Annotated in this window: 13 protein-coding genes; 2 read left to right on the forward strand and 11 right to left on the reverse strand. The window is 57.2% G+C overall.

The genetic code is table 11. The features are described from left to right. Positions 1–53: 53 nt before the first annotated feature. Positions 54–1,892 (reverse strand): chloride channel protein, encoded by a 1,839-nt coding sequence (locus tag HMPREF9238_RS00680; RefSeq protein ID WP_016443513.1) that lies wholly within the window; start codon positions 1,890–1,892, stop codon positions 54–56. Further along, complete coding sequence (locus HMPREF9238_RS00685; protein WP_040316414.1) at positions 1,882–3,852, reverse strand: S9 family peptidase; 1,971 nt, start codon at positions 3,850–3,852, stop codon at positions 1,882–1,884. The genes HMPREF9238_RS00680 and HMPREF9238_RS00685 overlap by 11 nt, the downstream gene beginning before the upstream one ends. Positions 3,853–3,965: 113 nt before the next feature. Between HMPREF9238_RS00685 and dxs the strand changes: the two genes are divergently transcribed. After that, the gene (gene dxs / locus HMPREF9238_RS00690; RefSeq protein ID WP_016443515.1) at positions 3,966–5,870 is read left to right on the forward strand and encodes a 1-deoxy-D-xylulose-5-phosphate synthase; all 1,905 of its coding nucleotides are present in this window, start codon (positions 3,966–3,968) and stop codon (positions 5,868–5,870) included. Between the two features lie 92 nt (positions 5,871–5,962). On the opposite strand, the gene HMPREF9238_RS00695 is transcribed toward dxs, so the two are convergent. After that, positions 5,963–7,165: a ribonuclease D gene (locus tag HMPREF9238_RS00695; protein WP_040316558.1), complete on the reverse strand. Its 1,203-nt coding sequence runs from the start codon at positions 7,163–7,165 to the stop codon at positions 5,963–5,965. 22 nt (positions 7,166–7,187) lie between these two features. Beyond that, complete coding sequence (locus HMPREF9238_RS00700; protein WP_016443517.1) at positions 7,188–7,781, reverse strand: DUF3000 domain-containing protein; 594 nt, start codon at positions 7,779–7,781, stop codon at positions 7,188–7,190. 190 nt (positions 7,782–7,971) lie between these two features. Between HMPREF9238_RS00700 and HMPREF9238_RS00705 the strand changes: the two genes are divergently transcribed. Continuing rightward, complete coding sequence (locus HMPREF9238_RS00705; RefSeq protein WP_016443518.1) at positions 7,972–9,195, forward strand: carboxylate--amine ligase; 1,224 nt, start codon at positions 7,972–7,974, stop codon at positions 9,193–9,195. Positions 9,196–9,297: 102 nt separating this feature from the next. Here the strand turns inward: HMPREF9238_RS00705 and treZ are convergent, their stop codons facing one another. The 7 genes from treZ to HMPREF9238_RS00745 all read right to left on the reverse strand — a co-directional run bounded on the left by treZ (position 9,298) and on the right by HMPREF9238_RS00745 (position 20,904). Further along, positions 9,298–11,037: a malto-oligosyltrehalose trehalohydrolase gene (treZ, locus tag HMPREF9238_RS00710; RefSeq protein ID WP_016443519.1), complete on the reverse strand. Its 1,740-nt coding sequence runs from the start codon at positions 11,035–11,037 to the stop codon at positions 9,298–9,300. 3 nt (positions 11,038–11,040) lie between these two features. Next, positions 11,041–13,542, reverse strand: coding sequence for a malto-oligosyltrehalose synthase (gene treY, locus HMPREF9238_RS00715; RefSeq protein WP_016443520.1), 2,502 nt, complete (start codon positions 13,540–13,542; stop codon positions 11,041–11,043). Next, positions 13,535–15,652: a glycogen debranching protein GlgX gene (glgX, locus tag HMPREF9238_RS00720; protein WP_016443521.1), complete on the reverse strand. Its 2,118-nt coding sequence runs from the start codon at positions 15,650–15,652 to the stop codon at positions 13,535–13,537. The genes treY and glgX overlap by 8 nt, the downstream gene beginning before the upstream one ends. A gap of 100 nt (positions 15,653–15,752) precedes the next feature. Then, on the reverse strand, positions 15,753–16,847 hold the full coding sequence (locus HMPREF9238_RS00725; RefSeq protein ID WP_016443522.1) for an ABC transporter ATP-binding protein: 1,095 nt from the start codon (positions 16,845–16,847) through the stop codon (positions 15,753–15,755). Next, positions 16,844–18,451: an ABC transporter permease family protein gene (locus HMPREF9238_RS08510; RefSeq protein ID WP_016443523.1), complete on the reverse strand. Its 1,608-nt coding sequence runs from the start codon at positions 18,449–18,451 to the stop codon at positions 16,844–16,846. Before HMPREF9238_RS08510 ends, HMPREF9238_RS00725 begins: the two co-directional genes overlap by 4 nt. Continuing rightward, positions 18,448–19,452, reverse strand: coding sequence for an ABC transporter substrate-binding protein (locus HMPREF9238_RS00740; protein ID WP_051109744.1), 1,005 nt, complete (start codon positions 19,450–19,452; stop codon positions 18,448–18,450). The genes HMPREF9238_RS08510 and HMPREF9238_RS00740 overlap by 4 nt, the downstream gene beginning before the upstream one ends. A gap of 72 nt (positions 19,453–19,524) precedes the next feature. Further along, positions 19,525–20,904 carry an MFS transporter gene (locus tag HMPREF9238_RS00745; protein WP_016443525.1) on the reverse strand — a complete coding sequence of 460 codons (1,380 nt, stop codon included), beginning with the start codon at positions 20,902–20,904 and terminating at the stop codon, positions 19,525–19,527. Positions 20,905–20,976 lie beyond the last annotated feature (72 nt).

Genomic DNA, 20,976 nt, shown 5'->3' on the forward strand with positions numbered 1-20,976 from the left:
AAACCCGTTGAAGACAAGGGCATTGAAGTGATGTGAAGACGGCTCCCGGAGACTTAAGAAGTAGCCTCGTCGATGTCACGATTAGCGTGGCGTTTCTGCCAGCGCGAACCCCAAGAAGACTCAGCTTCGCGTCGATCCAAGGCGCGGCGCTGCTCGCGATACATGCGGCGAACCAACTCCTCGGACGAAATCCAGCCAACCACCTCGCCGCCTTCAACCACCGGCATTCCGGCCACGTGCGAGGCAAGCATACGTTGCATGAACACTGAAGGCATTGCGCTAGCCGGCACGGAAGCCGTGCTCAGATGCAGGTCAGCCACAGTTGGGGGAGTATCGTCAGACAGGCGGGCGCTAGCCAACTCCATTGAAGATACCGTGCCAACGAACTTACCTTCCTCGTCCACGACGGGTAGAAGTGAGGACTCAGCCGAGCGCATGATTTGTGAGGCCTCCGGGATCGTATTAGTGGTAACGATCAGGCCTGGAACGGGGCCCATCAGGGTTTTCGCAGCATTATTGCCCATCAGAGTGGCGTCAACGGGATCGTCGAGGATGTCGCCGCGGCGAATGAGTTTTTCGGTGTAAATCGTTTTGCGGCTAAGGAAACGCGAAGTACCAGTTGCGATGACGATGGCAAGCATTAGTGGCAGAACAAGACCGTATTGACCGGTCATTTCAATGATCAGGAGGACGGCTGCCATGGGGGCGCGGATGGCACCGGAAAAGCATGCGCCCATACCGATAACGCCGAAAACGGCAGGGCTGGTGGAAGTCAGTGGCTCTAGGTACATGCCGATCGCGGTGCCAACGATCGCGCCAATATACATGGAGGGGGCAAACAGTCCGCCCGCTCCGCCGATTGCAACGGTGTAGGTAGAAAACAGTATTTTCAAGCCCGCGTGTAGCAGCAGAGCAGAAGCGGTATAGGCACCCAGGAGTGCCTCGGTTTGGATGGTGGTAGAAGTGCCGAACAGTTCGGGGAACATCCACAGGCCAAAACCAAGGAAAATGCTACCGATGACGGGCCGGCGCCATTCGGGGCCCTGGTCGATTCGATCGAGGAAATCTACAAGTGCATACAGTGTTTTTGACAGTAGCAGGCCGGTTAGTCCGCACAGGAGGCCCACCAAGGGAACGGCCCACAGATCTAGTTGGGATTCCAAGCTATAGGTGCCCGGAAGGCTAATGATGAACTTATCACCGAGGACTGCGCGCGAAACAATCGCGGAGGAGACAGACGATAGTACGGCCAGGCCGAAAATCTCTGCAGAAAACTGCACGAGGATTACTTCCATCGCGAACACGGCGGCTGCCAGGGGTGCGTTGAACGTGGCGGAGACACCCGCCGCAGCGCCGCACGCGACGAGCACCACCACGCGTTTTACAGGCATGCGCAGGCGGCGCGCGATCATTGATGAGATCGCTGCCCCCGTTTGCACAACCGGACCCACCTTGCCAACGGATCCGCCGCCCCCAATGGTGAGCGCCGCAGCGATTACTTTGATAAACCACACGTTTCGAGGCATGTCGCCACCATTACGGCGAACTGCCAGCATAACTTCGGGAATGCCCAGCCCGCGCGTGGTGGGCGCCCATTTTTGCATTAGAGGGCCATAAATGAGGGCGGAGATAACGGGTGTGAAGATCACAAACCACGAGCCAATCCCAAGCCAACCGTGCGCCGCGCCGCCGGTGGGAGCGTAGTCCGTGTAGCCGGTCATCAGATACTCCCACCCGATGATCAGGTAGTGCATGAACACAACCATCAGTCCGGTGAGGGCACCGGCGGTTACCGCAACGGCCGCCTGGCCGGTGCGCCGATAGACGAGGGCGTGCCGGATCCTTCCCGCAAGTTCACGCGGGTGGGGTGGGGCGCCGCCCTCACTTGGCACTGGCGATTCCCCAAGCGTGCTTGTAGAAATCCAGTTCCGTCAAAAGAGCGTCTTGGATCGTGTCGGAGCGGACAAACCCGTGGCCCTCACCCTCGTATATTTTTAGTTCCACCGTGCGGCCCAGCTTTTCTAGGGCATCTTTCATCATGAGCGCCTGCGAGGGCGGAACCACGCGGTCTTCGCTGCCTTGTAACAGAAGGAGGGGCGCCGCAATGTTTTCAATGTGGTTGATCGGAGACTTTTCGGCCCAAATCGGGTCAGAAAGATCGCTCGATCCCACCAGGCGGCCAATGTAGTGTGACTCAAACTTGTGCGTCTCTTTGACCATTGCCGCGAGGTCCGCAATGCCGTATAGGGAGGTGCCGGCAGTGAAGGTTTTGGACGTGGCCAGAGCCAGTAGGGTGGCAAAGCCACCTGCGGAGCCGCCGCGAATCGCAATGCGCTTCGGGTCAGCCAGGCCCTTCTCTACCAAGTACTGCACGCCGGTTTCAGCGTCACTCACAACCATTTCACCCCAGTGGCCGTTCAGGCGCTCACGATACGGTCTGCCCCAACCCGTTGAACCTCGGTGATTAACGTCAAGAATCGCAAATCCACGCGAGGTCCAGAACTGCTGTGACAGGGTAAGACCCGGCCGCGCGGCAGACGTGGGGCCGCCATGAATCATGACGATCAGAGGGGGAAGTTCGCCCTCGGGTGCGGTGAATGTGGGCGAGGCCGGTGGGTAGTAGTATCCATGGGAGATTTCCCCATCCCCGGTAGGCCACTCGATGGGCTCGGGTTTAGAGATCACGCGTTCAGGTAGATCCGTCCAGGTGGAGGAGCGCAACTCGCTGACCTCACCGTTCTTGATCTGCACGATCGCGGGGGTGCGCGTATCGGAATCCGCCAGCATAACCACCCGGCCGTTGTAGGATGCGACGTTGCCAACGGGATGCCAATCGGTGTGCCAGGTTTCCAGCTGGCCGTTGTCTAGACGTACCGTGCCCAGGTGCCAATACGGGCCTTCCGCCCAAGAGCAGATCAGGTGCTCATCATCTAGATTGTCAAATGAGTGCAAGCCCAACTGCCAGTGCGGGTGAGAAAAAGCCTTCTGGGAGGGATGCAGGCGGCGGGTGCGTAAACGTGTTGTCCACGCATTCAAATCTTCGCCTTCATGCCACTCAAACCCCTCGGTCCGGTACAGGTTTGCCCAGCCGCTCGAATCGTCAACGTGGATCAGGTCTCCTGCATCCGTCCACCGCGGCTCGTAAACGGCCACATCCTTCTGCCCAACAACCGTAACCATTTGGTCAATATCGCCCTCGAAAGTGATCGAGGCGACGTGGAGCTTAGCGCAGGTCCACGGCATGTGCGGGTGATTCCAAGTTAGCCACGCCAGTTTCGTGCCATCGGGTGAAAGCGTGGGAGCGGCCACGAAATCGGTCTTGTCGTACAGCGTCTTAACGCGCTCGGGTTCGCGCGCCCCCGAACCGTCCAGCGGGATCGAAACCAGGTAGTTCTTTGGCTCGCCCTCAGCTGTGTGGTCTTCACAAACCGCGTAAACCACGTCGCGCACATCAGCAATGTGGAAGTCGCCGTAGCGGCGGTTAGACAGCTCCGTCAGTGGAATGATTCCCGGCGTTTGATCGTTCAAGTCAAACTTGTACACGCGGTCATCCCCGGCGTGCGAGAACACAATCACGCCCTCGTGAACCGCGTAGGCGCGGCCGCCATATTCGTGTACGCGAGTGCGAACATCGGGTAGGATAGTGCCTTCGATCATGGGTAAAACCTCTTCGGTAATACCCACGCGCCCCCGGCGAAGCAGAACGTTGCGGCCACCCTGGCTGGCTCGGCCCTCAACCCACATAGTCGCGTCACGATCTACGCGAAGTTGGGACAGCGTCACCGTCCGCGCCGTTAAATCATCAACACTGATGGGAGAATCCCAAGTACCATAAGGGCGTTTTTGCGTCATTTTAGTTCCAATCTTCACGGTGGCCTAACCCCTAATTTAGCGCGTTTGATTTGCGTGTGGGCAGACGGACGGATTTCGCCTTTAGTTCTCGTGAATGAACTTTGCCCATTAAGATGGTGCCCATGAGTGAAAAGCCAGCCCCTAAGCCCGGAAGACTCTTAGCTTCCATTAAGCAGCCTTCGGACTTGAAAGACCTCACTTCTGCCGACTTAGAAGTGTTGGCTGGCGAAATCCGCGAATACTTGGTGCAGTCCGTTTCCCGCACGGGTGGACACCTGGGCCCGAACCTGGGGGTAGTGGAGCTGACTTTGGCGATCCACCGTGTGTTTGATTCGCCGCGCGACACGATCATTTTTGACACGGGCCACCAAGCGTACGTTCACAAGTTGTTGACGGGACGCACCGACTTTTCAAAGCTACGTCAAGAGGGAGGTTTGTCCGGATATCCGTCGCGGACGGAGTCTCCTCATGACGTGGTGGAAAATTCGCATGCTTCAACAGCGCTGTCGTGGGCCGAAGGCGTCTTGCGTGAATACCAGCGCACGGGGCGAGAAGATCACGTGGTTGCAGTCATTGGTGACGGTGCTTTGACGGGCGGCCTGGCATGGGAGGCGATTAACAACATCGGTGACCATGCGGATGGCAACCTCGTGATCATCGTGAACGACAATGGGCGTTCGTATGCGCCCACTATCGGGGGGCTCGCGCACCACCTGGATGCGTTGCGCGTGTCCGAAGGGTATGAAAAGGCGCTGGCGTGGGGGAAGAAGAAGCTCCTGTCGCACGGTCGCCCCGGAGAGGTAGCGTTCGACGCCCTCCACGGGGTAAAAGAGGGCATGCGTGACGCGATTAGTGCGGGCGTGATGTTCGCCGACCTCGGTATTAAGTACATCGGCCCGTTCGACGGGCATGACGAAGTAGCGGTCGAGTTTGCCCTTACGCGCGCAAAAGCGGCGAAACAACCCATTTTGGTGCACGTAATCACCAATAAGGGCCGCGGCTATGTTCCTGCGGAGGAGGACGTTGCTGACCGTTTCCACGCGGTGGGGAAGATTCACCCGGAAACAGGGTTGCCGATAGCTCCCTCCCGGTTTGGATGGACCGCAGTTTTTGCAGACGAGATCGTAAAGATTGCAAGGCAAAACCCGAAAATAGTGGCAATCACCGCGGCGATGATGGCCCCGGTGGGCCTGCTCCCAATGCAAGAAGAGTTTCCCGACCGCGTGATTGACGTGGGCATAGCGGAACAGCACGCGGTTACCTCCGCAGCCGGGATGGCTTTCGCTGGCGCGCACCCGGTATTCGCGGTTTACTCCACGTTCTTGAACCGCGCGTTTGACCAGGTACTCATGGACGTTGCCCTCCATAAGGCGGGCGTCACGTTTGTACTGGATCGGGCGGGAATCACGGGAGATGACGGTGCTTCTCACAACGGCATGTGGGATATTGCCATGCTGTCCATTGTTCCTGGCCTGCACCTAAATGCCCCGCGCGATGAAGAAACTTTGCGTCTTGCCCTGCGTGAAGCCGTTGCAATAGAGGACGCGCCCACCGTGATTCGCTACCCCAAGGGCGCTCTTCCCCAGCCGATTCCCGCCACCTCGCGCCATCCCTGGGCAGACGTGCTACGCGAAGCAGACCAGCCGGACGTGGCCATCCTCGCTACGGGTGCCTTTGTGAAGAACGGTTTAGAAGTCGCGCAAATGCTTGCAGACGAGGGCGTGTCAGTATCCGTTCTCGACCCGCGTTGGCTACTACCAGTTAATCCTGACCTCGTGGAGAATATTGCGGAAGCGAAACTAGTTGTCACCCTAGAGGACGGCCTGCAAGAGGGCGGATTTGGATCCGCAGTGCGAGAAGCGCTTGCCCAGGCGGGCAGGTACACGCCAGTCATGGCTCGCGGCGTGCCAAAACAGTTCCTTAGCCACGCGAAGCGAAACCAGATAATCGAAGACGTTCACCTGGATGCGAAGCATTCGGCCAGCGAGATCCTGCAGGAGCTGAACAAGCTGTCATAAGTCAAGTGTTGACCAGCCGGTTGCCGGCTGGCTTAACTAATGGTTTCGAAATGTCACTTCGCGCGACCTCGCCTAACCCGCTTCTGCGAGCCTCAATTTATCGCTTCGACCAGCGCATCAGCGACGCGCTCGATCTGCCATTCGCGCGCGCCGCGACGGCGCAGGTAATCGCGCATTTCGTCCGCGCGAAGTACCGGCCCATCCCAGGCCAAACGCTTTTGGATGCGAGGCTCCAACAAAACAGCAGGGTCAATACCGATCTGTTGAGCCAGTGGCTCAATCGCCCTCCGAACCACCTTCAGTCTTGCGAATTCATCCGGGTGGGCAGACCGCCACCCAGAAACCTTAGGTAAAGAACCGGGCGGCGTGTGCTTGCGTAACGGTGGCAGATCAGCCTCGGACATACATTTGGCGTGTTTGATCGCGCTCATCCACTCATCGGTGTGGCTACGCGCACGAGGGCGGCGCATCTGTTGAATATTTAGGAGCGCACGCTTGTTGCGTGGTGGTTTGAACGCTAAAGACACAAGTGTGCGGTTGCTAATAAGGCGGGTTGGAGCAATATCCTGCTCCTTCGCGATCTCTTCACGCGCTCGCCAAAGCTGCTCTAAAATCGCCAACTGGCGGCGCGTACGGATCTTACCCGCACCTGGAATTGAACGCCACTTGTTCGGATCAGCTGGCTTTGGCGGCAGATTCAAAATGTGTTCGAACTCTTGCTGCGCCCAATCCCAGCGGCCTGCCTCGTACAGTTCGTGGCTGAGCGCGCGATACAGCTGCGTTAAAAACTCCACATCCAACGCGGCGTAACGCAACCATGCTCGCGGTAGTGGGCGGTTAGACCAGTCGGACGCTTGATGCTCTTTATCCAGCGTCACGCCCAGGGTTCGCTCCAAAACAGCGGTGAGGCCAATGCGTTCAAACCCCAACAGTTGCGCCGCAACCTCGGTATCAAAAAGTTCTGGGGCATGCAGGTTTGCCTCGCGCAGGCTCGGTAAATCCTGGTCTGCGGCATGGAGGATCCACACCGCGTTTTGTAGCGCCGCCCCCAGGGACTGCAGGTGGGGCAGAGTAGCGGCATCAATGAGGAAGGTGCCGACGTCTTCGCGTCGAATCTGAATCAAGTACGCACGGTCGGAGTAGCGGAAGCCAGATGCGCGTTCCACATCAATTGCCACGGGCATAGGGGAGGCAGCCAGTTTCTTGATCGCACGTTCGAGGTCTGCGGGCGTATCGGTTGGGTCAGGTGTGCCTTCGCGCGGGTGCACTATGAGGGTGGGTTCGGTTTCGCTCATGTTCTCGATAGGTTTCGGGTGGTCAGGCATGCGGAATCGGTTCGATCTCAAATGGGTGATCGTCATCGATGTAGGTTCCGGCCGTGCGGGCAATCAGCTTTAGCCACGCCGCCATGTGCGGGCCAAGATCATTCGTTGCGGGTGACCATGAGGCGCGCATTTCGATCTCCACCTCGGAGCCAGACAGCTTCAGGCCTCCAAACGTGTCAGATAATTCTCGCGTAACCGTGCCGTTCATGTTGTGCGCGTTAGCGCCAGCATCATCGAGGGCGTCGTGAGCCCAACTCCACACGACCTCACCAAGTAGAGGATCGGTGCCCATCTCGGGCTCCACCTGTGAGCGCGCGTGCATGATTATACGGAACCGCGAGTTCCAACCGGGCTGCCCATCGGGGTCAAACAGCACCACGAAACGGCCGGTCGCAACGGGAAGCTCATCTTCTTCCGCCTGCGTGAATGCTCTAAGTGCAGCCGCGTACGGGGCGATTTTGCGCGGGGCGGGCACTTCCTGCAACTCGATGCCGGGTTCAACCGCGACGGAACGTAAACTGAGCAGGGCCTCAACGAACTCTTGCGGAGGCGAAACTCGCGGGGACGCGCTGACTTCGGCTAACACACATTTAGGCTACGAGCACCGCTGGGCTTTTCGGCTACGGCGCGCCCAGAGAGGTAAAAGAAAACGCCCGGTCGGAACAAAATGGCACTTTGCGCGGGGATTGTTGGGCCCACCGCTTTGTAAGTCCAACCAAAGCGGATGTTGCACTAGACTTGATGGAGTTAAAGCCGGCTGTCTAAAGGAGCTAGCAGTGGACGTTCGCAATGCAGATACAAGCCGATTCGAAGGGCTACCTGTGATTCTTGGCGGAGGCGTGGAAGCCTACGCGCTTGCCCGCCAGTTCAACGACGCTTACAACACTCGCGTGGTGTGCATTTCCACCGCGCCCTCTAAGGCCGTGATTTACTCCAATTTCATTGACTGGGTGCCCGTCGAAGACGCCAGCACAAACAGCGGCGTGCTCGGCGTTTTGAATCAGGTTGCAAAAAATTACTCGCAGCGTCCCTTAATACTTATGACGAACTCTGACGCGCAGATCGCGAATCTAGTAGAAGTACGCGACCGGTTACCTGAGGGATACAAGATTGCGCTACCTTCCTCCCAGACGCTCGCGGCAGTGTCCGACAAGGCCTCGTTTAAGACGATTTGCGAGGCGGCCGGCATCTCCACCGCGCGTTTTGCAACGGTTAAAGCCGGATGCCGTGGCGTCGATCTGAACTACCCGGTGGTGGCCAAGCCCGCGCTTTCGGCCGAGTTTGACCTACTGGATATGCCAGACAAACACAAGGTCTACTATTTTGACACTCCCGCGCAACTCGATGATTTCCTGGCGCAGCTAGACAGCTACGGGTATGCCGGCGATTTCGTTATTGAAGAGTACATTCCCGGTGGTGATAGCCAGATCCGTTCCATTACCGCGTATGTGAACACCAAAGGCAAGCTGGTGATGCTTGTGCACGCGCGCGTTGGCCTGCAAGATCACCGTCCGAGCCTGGTTGGCAACCCGGTGGCCATGGTTACTGGCCCGGACGAAGGTTTGTTCAACCAGGTGAAAACATTTTTTGAAAAAGTTGATTACGAGGGCTTTGCCAACTTTGACATCAAGATCGATCCACGCGATGGGGTCGCATACTTCCTTGAAGTTAATCCGCGCATCGGACGCAACTCCGGATACGTGTTTGCTGGGGGAGTAAACCCTATGAGCGTCCTCGTTGACGACCTCTTGCATGGCATAGACAGTGAGTTGAAAATAGGTACTCGAGAAGCCCTCTATGCCCTCGTGCCCGTGCGGGTTGCAACAAAGTGGTGTGATGACCGCGAACTTGCCGAGCGCATGAAGACACTCGCGCCGAAGCGGCTCTTCAACCCGCTGAAGAATCCGAAGGACCGCTCGCTAAAACGCGTGGCTTTCCTAGCTGCCAGGGATCTGCGCCTGACGCAGGTGTTTGAAAAGTTCCCGCCAACCGAGCTCTAAATAGGCGCCGTTATTGTCTGTAAAGCTACCTCGTGCAAGGTTGTGCGCGGGGAGCTTTACATTTGACTTATAGCGAACTAGCGGTATGGCTAAGGCCGGTAGCTAACTGTTGTATATCGCGGCTTCCCCGGGCTGTAGATCGCCCGCGTTACCAGACCAAGTCAAGATGAGGCGCTGCTTCTCGCCTACGGCAGGGCGGGCCGTGCTAGCGCCCATGTTTACTATCACTTCGAGGTGTCCGCTACGCATCCGCAACAGATCCTCGTCAAAACGCACTTGCATTGGTTTACCGGTGGTTGCTTCTTCCTTGCGAATCTGTATCAGCTTCTTGTACCACGCGAGCATCCGCTTGCCGGCCTCGCACTGCGCTGTTTGCCAGTCCAGCTTCGACGCTGCAAACGTGGAGCGAACCGTAGGATCTGGAACCGTCACCTTGCGGCCATAAATGGAGTCAAAACCATGCGAGGCGAACTCAGCGCGGCGCCCATCACGCATAGCGCGAGCCATCTCCTCATCACCCTCTTGGTCAGAAAAGAACAAGAACGGGCTGCGCGAGGCCCACTCTTCACCTTGGAACAGCATTGGCGTGAAGGAGGAGAGCAAAACCAGCGCGGCAACCGAACCTAGCTGCGCATCGGAGAGTACCTGCGAGGGGCGATCGCCAATCGCGCGATTGCCCACCTGATCGTGATTTTGTGACGAAATCACGAATCGACGCCGATCTATGTCTTTAGAGACGGGAGCGCCCCACATTTTCCCCCGGAATGACGAGTACGTGCCGGCGTGGAAAAAGACGTCTTCAAACGCTGCCACGAGCGCTTCACGCGGTTCAAAATCAGCGTAGTAGCCGTGGGTTTCGCCCGTGAATGCAGCGTGGAGGGCATGGTGCACGTCGTCATCCCACTGTGCGTCCATGCCTCGGCCGCCCTTATCGGTTGGGGTGACCATTATTGGATCATTTAGGTCAGATTCGGCGATCAGCGTGAACGTGCGTCCCGTCTGAGCCTCCAACTTGGCCACGTCATCGGAAAGTTCGGCGAGGAAGTGATAGCTAGAATCATCATCTAGGGCGTGTACGGCATCTAGGCGTAGTGCATCCACCCCCATGTTGCGCAACCAGTGCAAGGCTGCACCCTTCAAAAATTCACGCGTATGGACGGCGTTATCGCCGTCAAGATCGAGCGCCGCTCCCCATGGTGTCTCGTGCTTGCTCGAATAGTAGTTGTCGAGCGCAGCGATGTAGTTTCCCACCGGGCCGAAATGATTCAAAACGAGGTCTAAACACACCGCGATGCCAAGGTCATGGGCGGCCTCAACAAAGTGAACAAACCCATCGGGGCCGCCATACGCCTCGTGTACTGCGTACAGGCTCACCCCGTCATATCCCCACCCAAATGTGCCGGGAAATGGTGCAACGGGCATTACCTCAACTACCTGCACGCCCAGGTCAGCTAGGTGCCCAAGTTTGTGTGCTGCGGCTTCGAGCGTTCCCTCGGGCGTGAAAGTGCCAATATGGATCTCCATGAACACTTTTCCCAGCAAATCACCGGCATCGAAATGTTTGATTTTTGGTGGCTGCCACGTTTGTGCGGGGCCGTGCACGCCAGCGGGGCGGCGTAGTGCGCGAGGGTCCGCAACGGGCGCGCCCCCATCCACGCTGTAGCGGTAGGTAGCGCCAGGGGGGAGTGGGGAGGGGCTAACCCACCATCCCCCGTAGTTTTTCATTTCTAACTCGTGAGTGCCTTCGAACTCGTAATGCACAGTTATTGACTTCGCGGTCGATGACCATACTGGGACGAGGTCGCGACCAGGAGTGTCCACAAAATTCTTTGGTATGCTCACGACTTAACTTTCCTCGATCTTTTTAAGTACGGCTACCGGGAAAGTGTCGAGCAGATCGGTGGCGGCAGCAGCGCCACCGGCGAAAACCTCACTGGTGAACACGTCTTGCCACTTGCCATCGGGTAGAACAACCGAGACTTCGTCCCAACCGCCAATCTCATCAAGAGCTGCCTTTCGCCTGGTAGCAACCGTGACAACGCGAGGATCGCCCGAGAGCGTGCGGGCAAATGCGACGCAGTGGCCCGAAGAGGTGGGCAGTGCCTGATAGCCCGAATCTTTAGATACGAACACACTGGGCATGTCACGGCGAAGCCGTAACAGTGAGGCCGTAATCAGCATCTTTTCTTCATCTAGGCTTTGCGGGGAGGACGTAAATACCTTGTCCAGAATTTGTGAAAGCTCCGTGAAGTTCACGGGCCTACGGTTGTCGGGATCCACGAGAGAAGTCGCGGTGATTTCCGTTCCCTGATACACGTCGGCAACGCCAGGCAAGGTCAGTTGCAATGCTTTCATGGAAAGGATGACCGAGCGCAGCAGGTCCGTGTTGGATTCACACCATTCGTTCAGAAGTTCGATGATCTGTGGATCGCCGATGATGGTGCAGGCGTATTCCAAGAAATCCTTTTCCAGGCGTTCATCAGGGCCGGTCCAAGATGTCCACTCTTTTTGTTCGCGAATGGCTTTGGTGAGGTACCTGCTCAGCCTGTCGGCGGTGATGCGATCAGTCGTTCCCCAAGTGCCCACAATTGTTTGCCACATGAGGTTTTCCGCGCGCCCATTAATGTTTGCTGGGCGGTATTCGCGCGAGAGGGCACGCATTTCGTTCAGCAGGCTAGCCCAGTCTTTGGAGCGCTGTGAAAGGAGCGAAATGCGTGCGCGGACGTCCTCGCCCCTCTTGGTGTCGTGCGTGGTGCCGCATGTCATGGTAGCCGCCCAGTTGCTTTGTAGCTTGGACTCAAAGGCGTGGAAGCGGTCAATGTCGATGCTGAACACCTCGGGCGTCGATCCTACCTCGTTGAGCGAAGTCATGTGTGTCCAGCGGTAAAAGGCCGTGTCTTCTACGCCCTTAGCCTGCACGGCTCCGCAGATTTGTTGGAAGCGCACCATCACTTCGCGCCGGCGCTCATCACTCACATCTAGGCCGGCGGAGCCCACCTCATCGCCCAGAACAAGAGCCACGATGACGTCCATGGCATCGTCAAGGTCATGGTCGAGCCGGGTGCGGGCACGTTCGGCGGCGCCCTCTACAACCGCGCGAGTCGCATCGGAAACGGGTTCGAATGCCCCAACGTAGGCGCGGTAGCGGTCAAACTCAATCACGAGTTCGCGCAGGCAATCGATGAGGGAACGGAACGTGTAGTCACGCAGGCGGATATCTTCTTGACAGATCTGCCAGATCAAGGTGCCAACGCGGCGCACTTCTGCCGCCAGTGAGGTGTCAATAATTTGCGCTTTCGCCTCCCGAATGATCGCTGGAAGTGAGGAGGGGGAATCGCCGGCAATGTTCTGCATGATCGCCCCCAGCGGCATCGCCCCTGCTGGATCGGTCAGGAGCGCGTGTAGCCTCCACGCCGTGTCGTAGCCGGTGGTGCCCGCCACGGGCCAGTTGGAGGGTAACTCTTCGTCACCTTCCAGAATTTTCTCGGCAACAATCCACTGGCCGCCTGTGGCCTCGTGCAATCTCTTGAAGTATTCGGTTGGATTTGCGAGGCCGTCCGGGTGGTCTACGCGTAACCCGTCGATGTATCCAGTTTGGACCAGGTCGAGGATCAGTGCGTGAGTGGCTTGGAACACTTCCTCTTGCTCTACGCGCAGGCCAGCAAGTGTGCCAACGTCAAAGAACCTACGGTAGTTTAGTTCTTCGTCCGCCACTTTCCAATGCGCGAGGCGGTAGTGCTGGCGTTCGATGAGCACCGACAGGGGTAGTGATTCGGTGCCTTTGGCAACCGGGAATACGTGCTCGTAGTAGGTAAGAACCCACTGCTCGCCGTATTGAGGTTCGGTTGGGACCACCATTTTTGCAAGCTGAATCTCTTGGTCTGCAAGTACCTGGCCAATGCGTTTGCCAAGTACGGGCATCAGGATAGGGCTGTCGATGTCAACGTCGAACCAGTTAGCGTATCCTGATTTGGCGCCGTGTTTGAGCACGGACCACATCGCCTTGTTGTGCCATACCGGAGTGGGGACTGCCATGTGGTTTGGCACGATATCAACGATGACGTGCAGGCCAAGTTCATGGGCGCGATCAGCAAATTTTTTGAAAGCGTCCAATCCGCCCAGCTGAGCTGAAATGTGGGTGTGATCCACCACGTCATAACCGTGCAGGCTACCGGGCGCCGCTTGCAAGATGGGCGCAAGATAAACGTCCGTCACCCCAAGCTCAACCAGGTAGGGTAGCACCTCCTCAGCCGCGCTAAAGGGGAAGTTTTCGTTCACCTGAAGCCGGTATGTGGAAATGGGGGTGCGTTTTCCGTTAGCTGGAAGGTGGGGGTGTGGGTTATTCATCTTCGTTACCTCGCGGGCTCCTAAGAATGTGTATCGACCTGGCTGTAACTCTCACCTTAGCGTTAGCGCTGTATTTCGACCCGTCGGAGTCGTCAGCCGTATTAATGACTGTGCTCCAGGTTTGTCCGTAGGTTTGCTTTGGAAGCGTGAAATCGATGTCGTCGGGAGAGGCATTAAAACAGAGAATGAAATCATCGTCGATGATTTCCCGGCCGCGCTCGTCAGGTTCATTAATTGCCAAGCCGTTGAGGAAGATCATTGTGGATCTTGCCCATGCCTGGTCCCATTCCTCTTCGGTCATGTGCTGTCCGCTGGAATTAAACCATTCTATTTCGCCCAGATCAGACTCGCCGCCGCGCTTAGCTAGTCCCTTGAAGAAGCGCCTGCGGCGGAACACGGGGTGGTCGTGGCGCAACTCGATGACACGGTTTGCGAAAGCTAGTAGCTCCTTTTGATCCGAATCAAGTTCCCAATCCACCCATGAGATCTCGTTGTCCTGGCAATACGTGTTGTTATTACCACCTTGGGTGCGGCCCATCTCATCGCCGTGGGAGATCATGGGCACGCCTTGCGAGACTGCCAAAGTGGTGAGGAAGTTGCGCTGCTGGCGTAGCCGCAGTTTCATTATTTCCGGGTCATCGGTGGGGCCTTCAACGCCGTGGTTCCATGACCGGTTGTTGGATTCTCCGTCACGTCCGTCTTCACCGTTAGCTTCGTTGTGTTTGTCGTTGTAAGTAACCAGGTCGCGCATGGTGAAACCGTCGTGGGCGGTCACGAAGTTGATCGATGCCATGGGCAGGCGCCCGGAATGTTCGTAAAGGTCAGCGGAGCCGGAAATGCGAGAGGCAAAGGCGGGCAGGGAAGAAAACTCGCCGCGCCAAAAGTCACGCACGGTGTCTCGGTACTGTCCGTTCCATTCGGACCACAGGGGTGGGAATCCTCCCACCTGGTACCCGCCGACACCCACGTCCCACGGTTCAGCAATAAGTTTTACCTGCGAGACGATGGGGTCTTGGTGGATCAGATCGAAGAAGGCAGAGAGGCGATCCACCTCGTGAAACTGTCTTGCGAGCGTGGAGGCAAGGTCAAAGCGGAAGCCATCCACGTGCATTTCAGTTACCCAGTACCGTAGCGAATCCATGATTAGCTGCAGTACGTGGGGTGAGTTCATCAGTAGCGAGTTGCCGGTACCCGTCGTGTCAAAATAGTGGCGCTTATCTTCGTCAACTAGGCGATAGTAGTTGGCATTGTCAAGGCCACGAAATGACAGGGTGGGGCCCATGTGGTTACCCTCCGCCGTGTGGTTGTAAACGACGTCGAGGATCACTTCGATACCGGCCTCGTGATAGGCCTTAACCATTTGTTTGAACTCTTGTACCTGTTGGCCACCGCCTTGAGTGGCGTACGCGTTATGAGGCGCAAAGAATCCAATCGTGTTGTACCCCCAGTAGTTCGACAACCCTTTTTCTTGCAGGTACGGGTCGTTTACAAACTGGTGCACCGGCATGAGTTCGACGGCGGTGATGCCCAGCTCGCAAAGGTGTTCGATAACTGCTGGGTGCGCCATGCCCGCATAGGTACCTTTGATCTCGTTTGGAATGTCGGGATGGCGCGCCGTCATACCTTTGACGTGAGCTTCGTAGATGACCGTGTTGTGGTACTCGTGGTTTGGGGGACGGTCGTGACCCCAATCAAAGAAGGGGTTAATGACGATTGAGACCATAGTGTCTGCAATCGAGTCCTCCTCGTTGCGTTCACTTGGATCTTCAAATTTGTACGAATATAGGGATTGCGAGGTGGTCACTTGGCCATCGATTGCTTTGGCGTACGGGTCAAGCAAAAGTTTAGTGGGGTCGCACCGGTGCCCGTTCTCGGGGTCATACGGGCCGTACACGCGGTAGCCGTAGCGTTGTCCGGGAAGAATACCGGGCAGGTAGGCGTGCCACACGTGGGCATCGACTTCGGTGAGAGCGATGCGCTGTTCGTTGCGTTCTTCGTCCAGCAGACATAGCTCCACCGAGTCTGCCACGGAAGAAAATACTGCGAAGTTAGTTCCCGTTCCGTCGAATGTAGCGCCGAGCGGGTAGGGTTCTCCAGGCCAAATTTGCATACTTCTAGCGTGTCATACTCTTTGGCGGCAAGCTATGCGATGCGGTGCATTGTTTATTTTGTCGCATAAATCGTATTTGATGCGACGAAAGTGTTAGCGGCTAGGTTTGGGCGGGTAATGCCCAAAGCAGGTCCTCGCGCAGAGTGATACTGACGCGTTCGCCTTCGCTACCGGCAAGCTCGTTCGCTTGAACCTCCGCGCTGATCGCCCCGCGTTCGGTTTCTATGCGAAGCCGGTAGGTTTCGCCCGTGTATATGCTTTGAACTATCTGTCCGATGTTACCGCGGATAGGAAATCGGGAGGCAGATTTGGCGGGCTGTATATCTACCGAGTCGGGGTATCCAACGATGACGATCGGCACCTCCTCACCCTCGTTAATATATGGCGATGCGGCGATGGTGAGGTTGTTGCCAAGAACATGCGCATTCGCCACCACCTGGCCGGAAACTAGCCTCCTCGCATTTGCAGAGGCGGAAATGATCGTGGTTGCACCAAGGTGTTTAGCAATTGAAAGGGTTGCGGGCCCGTCGTGAATTTCTTGCGGCAGGTCATCTTGCACGATGCGCCCGTCTTCCATGTAGATAATGCGGTCTGCGATAGAGAAGGCTTCTTTCACGTCGTGTGTGATGTAAATGGACGCGCAGTTCATTCGTTTGTGTACGCGCAGGATTTCGCTGCGCAGGGTTTTGGCGGAGAATGCGTCAACGTGGGCCAGTGGCTCATCAAAGAGGAGTACTTGCGGCCGGCGCACTAGGGTTCTGGCTAGGGACACCTTTTGGCGTTGACCGGTGGAAAGCTCTGCCGGGTAGTGATATGCCAAGTCGCGAATGTTCAACACGGTCATTGCCACAAGAATCTGCTCGTCAGGAGTCGAATCGAACAGGTCGCGGTTTACGGCAAAAGCGATGTTTTGCTGCACGGTCATGTGGCCAAAGAGCGCGGGCGAATCCATGACCATTGCGCTGGGACGCTGCTGGGGCGGGAGAAAGCTGACGTCCTTATCTCCCATGCGCACCGTGCCCGAGCCCGGACGCGTGAGGCCGCTAATGACTCGCAAAAGTGTGGATTTGCCTGCGCCGGAGGGGCCAAGGAGAACAACAAGTTCGCCGGGATAGACCGCAAGATCGATGTCTTGAAGCACGCGGCGGCCGTGGCGGTTGAGGTTCAGATTTTGCAGGCTCAAGCTGGGTTTCAAGACCGGCCTCCTCGGCTCCTAGTGCGAATCCTGAGTAGCAGGGACGAAATAAACAGTAGTAGCAAAATGATGGCAGAGATTGTGAGGGCGAGGAGAGCGGCGGACCCAAATTGTGCGTGATCAATAAGCCGGTATAGGTAGGGAACGAGTAAGGGTGTGGATGGAGAAGTCACCCACATGATGGGGGCAACGCTCACGGCGCTAACGGCAAGCACGATGGTGACGGACATGGCCACAGATTGACGCAACCAGGTTTGCGCGCTCACTCGAGCAGCCCGCGCAACGCTTGCACCAAGCATGAGGGCGGTTTCGAAATCCTGCCGGGGAAGCACTCGCCCATAGGCGCGTACACTCATGTAGGTAAGAGGCGCGCTCAAGGTTAGGTATGCGGTGACGGTTAGTAGTGATGCCATGACCGATTGCGCTAGTGGAGATAGGTTTGCCGCAAGATGCGAGGAGGGCCCGTAGGCCAGGCCGAGCGCGCTTCCGGTGGTGGCACCGGGAACCACCAGGGCCAGGCCGAACACTATATCGACCACGTGGCGGCTGGGCCGGCGCGCTTTCAACCACAGTCCGCTACCGGCAATCACGATAGAGCCCACAACCGTGAAAATCGAGATGACAAGCGCAGTGGTGATCACCGTGGGGGATGAGGAAGTCTGGTTCGTTCCCGCCCGGGCAGCCATGAATACCACTGGCGCCGTGGTTACTGCGGCCAAGGCACTTATCGTAACTACTCGCGGCCAGAGCGCCAAGCCCACCGGCTGGGAGAATGAAGTGCGGTTACTATCTGGTTCGAAACCGCGAAACGCCCCGAGCAGGTCGGGCGATTCCAAAGCGCGAAAAGCTACAGCTCCAAGCCCGAGAGTTGCCAGCAGCAGGGCCAAGGATATACGCGCCGCCCCGCCGGTATCACCGAGCGCTGTTGTCAGCGTCCACACCGCCCGCGAAGCGTTCGGATGCGGATATGACAGCAGGGAAGGAACGACTGGATCAGAGACGGACAGAATGAAGACCACCAGCCAGGCAAGGGGCAATCCGCGCCGCATTCTGGGCCACACGGTGTGCCTAAAGATCTCCCATTCGCTAGCTCCGTTCACGCGGCAAATATCAATTAGCGCCAGTGGAACCTTTAAAGTCGATAGGCGTAGCAGCGCATACGCATAAGGCAACAGAGCCAAAGTGAATGTAAATATCACAGCGGCGCGCCCGAAGAAAGGAGGGAAGAACCCCGGATCCAAAATGCCGCCGCGCCCGACCCCGCGTGAGACAGCGGCCCCAATTACAAATGGGGAAAATGTTGCGGGAACGAGAATAATTACGTCAAAAATGCGGGAAACAGAGCGGGGCAAAGATCGATTAAGGGCCGTCAAAACAGCTGCGAAAATAGTTGCAACAAAAGCAACTATCGAACTGTCAAGCACCGACCAAAACACGGGTGCCAATACTTCTTTGCCCGCCACATTCGTATCGTTTACCACAGCACTAAAAACTAAAACGAATGCCGGATAACCAAATCCAGTCACCATGCTGAAACCCAAAACTATTGTAGCGATCGCGTCAAAGATCGCGGGCATACGAGCTTGCAGGCGCTTCCAACTCATCTGGAAAACTCCAGATGATTCGCCGCCCATTCCAACCACCGCGCCCGATCTTGCGCCACCTCATCTGAAGTCGCATCCAAAATATTCACATTCGACGTTGCCAAAAGACTTTCCAGATTGTCCGGCAACTGCCTACTAATCGGACTTTGGGAAATACCGGCCTTCGCCATTGCCTCCTGGCCAGACTTGCTAGATAGCCAGTCCAACATTGCCTCGCCCTCAGCTTGGGAGCGCGTACCCGCAAGAAGTCCAGCGCCACCAACCTCGTAAAACGTGCCCTCGCTCGGATACGTCACATCGAGCCGCACCCCGGACTCAAACCGCTGCTCACAGTAGGGTGCGAAGGTAATCGCAACTGCCGCATCACCCGCCGCAATCACACTAGCGGGTGCAGTACCCGAGTGGGTGAACCTTGCGACATTGGCGTAAACTTTTTCGAGGTGGTCGTCCGCTTCGGATCCAAAAATTTGCGCCTGCGCCCATAGCGCGGTGAACGCGGTGCCTGAAGTGAGGGGAGAGGACGCCGAAATCCACGTTTTGAGGCGCGGATTTTCCAGGTCTTTCCAACTTGTTGGGCGCGGGAGATCGTTTGCTTCGATGACATCTGGATTGGTGCAAAGAGCCAGTACGGATCCGTAAACGCCAAACCAAGCTGCGTCTTCATCTTTAAACCGCTCGGGGATAGAAGCAAAATGCTTTGGCCTGTATGGCTGTAGGAGGTTTCGTTCTTTAGCGAGGACGTATCCGTCTGAGGGGCCACCCACCCAGATGTCGAATTCGGGTTCGGCACGTGTGGAAGTTAGACGTGCGAGGGCTTCGGAAGTGGGTAAGCGCAAAAATCGGGTGGAAATACCCGAGTCGTGTTCAAAATCTGCCCGCCACTGTTCGCAAACAGATTCTTCGTTCGAACACAGGAAGACGAGCTCTTTTGCGGGTGTACACGCCGCAGTGAGGAGGGCACAGATGAGGGCACCTACTACCAGGCGGAGTCGGGTACGCATAGTGTAAGTGTAGCCAAGTGGGGCGCGGCAAAGCCGCGCCCCACTTTGATTCCCATTCATCCAGGTGGATGTCTACTCGGCCCGGTGGCCTGCAGCCCGCTGCGCCATTAGCCTCTTCTCGTCGCGACCAACGATCGCGAACAAGATCACGGTGATGATGGCGAAAACAATGAAGCAGATGAAGGTGGCGTCCCAGCCAAACTTGTGGACGATGATGCCAACGCCCGTGGAAGCGAGGGTAGCGCCAAGCAGGTAGCCGAACAGGCCGGTGAAGCCCGCTGCGGTGCCTGCAACGTTGCTGGGCGACAGGTCGATTGCCTGTAGGCCGATCAGCATGACCGGGCCGTAGATGAGGCCGCCGATAAGGCCAACGAGGGTGATAAGGATCCACATCGGGGTACCAACCGGCATGAGCCAGTAGGCAGCGATCGCGATAGCTGTGGCGATGGTGAACAGGATGCCGGTGCCAGAACGGTACCCCTTAAATACGTGGTCGGAGAGCCAACCGCAAAGGATGGTGCCAAGGATACCAGCGAGTTCGAACACGGCGTAGCCAACCAGGCCAGAGCCGATCTCGGCGTGGTGCTTGTCGGCGAGGAACACGGTGATCCAGGAGAGCACGCCGTAGCGCAGTGAATATACGAATACGTTCGCAACTGCAAGCATGACGATGGTGTGGTTGGTGAGAACGTGCTTGAAGATGAGTTCCTTCGCGGACATATGCACGCCATCGTCTACGCTGACCTTAGCCGGGTCATCGCGGTATTCTTCGATTGGTGGCAGGCCCATCGATTCAGGGGTGTCGCGGATCAAGAAGAATGCGATTACCGCAACGATAAGGGCAACGACGGCCGGTACCCAGAAGGCGGCCTGCCAGCTGTTGGAAGTCCAGGCAAGACCAACGCCGATGAGGGCGGGAAGAGCTGCACCACCAACGTTGTGGGCGGTGTTCCAAAGGGAGGTTTTCCAGCCACGTTCTGAGGTGGAGAACCAGTGTACGAGTACGCGCCCAGACGGGGGCCAGCCCATTCCTTGGAACCAGCCGTTGATGAACATGACGGTTGCGAAGATGCCAACGGAGGCGGTAGCCCACGGCGCAAATGCAACGAGGAGGTTCATAACAGCCGAAAGCGCAAGGCCGAGGGGAAGGAAGTAGCGTGCGTTCGAACGGTCGGACAGCATCGCCGAGAAGAACTTGGACAGGCCGTAGGAGAACAGCACAGCGTTAGCGATGATGCCGATGCCTACGGTGTCGATGCCCGTGTCGTCCATAAGGAGCGGAGCGACCGCAGAAATGTTGTTGCGAATTAGGTAGAAACCCGCGTAGCCGATAAAGATGCCAAGAAATACTTGGAGGCGAAGGCGGGGGTACATGTGGTCAACGACGTCCTGGGGCAGGCGCTTTGCCGGTGCGGGGGCGCGCAGCCACTTTGGAATCGAGGAGTTGTTCATTTGGCACTCCAATGTGCAGTCGAGAATTGAACTTAGCCATTTGGCCTACGTTTCCAGTCTGACTGTGGGGGA

Source organism: Gleimia europaea ACS-120-V-Col10b, from assembly GCF_000411155.1.
Lineage (GTDB): Bacteria > Actinomycetota > Actinomycetes > Actinomycetales > Actinomycetaceae > Gleimia > Gleimia europaea_B.

What these genes read in the sequence shown, in the direction of transcription:
- HMPREF9238_RS00685 (WP_040316414.1), bottom strand. Translation starts at nt 3,852, where the DNA reads ATGACGCAAAAACGCCCTTATGGTACTTGGGATTCTCCCATCAGTGTT.
- dxs (WP_016443515.1), top strand. Translation starts at nt 3,966, where the DNA reads ATGGTGCCCATGAGTGAAAAGCCAGCCCCTAAGCCCGGAAGACTCTTA.
- HMPREF9238_RS00695 (WP_040316558.1), bottom strand. Translation starts at nt 7,165, where the DNA reads ATGAGCGAAACCGAACCCACCCTCATAGTGCACCCGCGCGAAGGCACA.
- treY (WP_016443520.1), bottom strand. Translation starts at nt 13,542, where the DNA reads ATGAATAACCCACACCCCCACCTTCCAGCTAACGGAAAACGCACCCCC.
- glgX (WP_016443521.1), bottom strand. Translation starts at nt 15,652, where the DNA reads ATGCAAATTTGGCCTGGAGAACCCTACCCGCTCGGCGCTACATTCGAC.
- HMPREF9238_RS08510 (WP_016443523.1), bottom strand. Translation starts at nt 18,451, where the DNA reads ATGAGTTGGAAGCGCCTGCAAGCTCGTATGCCCGCGATCTTTGACGCG.
- HMPREF9238_RS00740 (WP_051109744.1), bottom strand. Translation starts at nt 19,452, where the DNA reads ATGCGTACCCGACTCCGCCTGGTAGTAGGTGCCCTCATCTGTGCCCTC.
- HMPREF9238_RS00745 (WP_016443525.1), bottom strand. Translation starts at nt 20,904, where the DNA reads ATGAACAACTCCTCGATTCCAAAGTGGCTGCGCGCCCCCGCACCGGCA.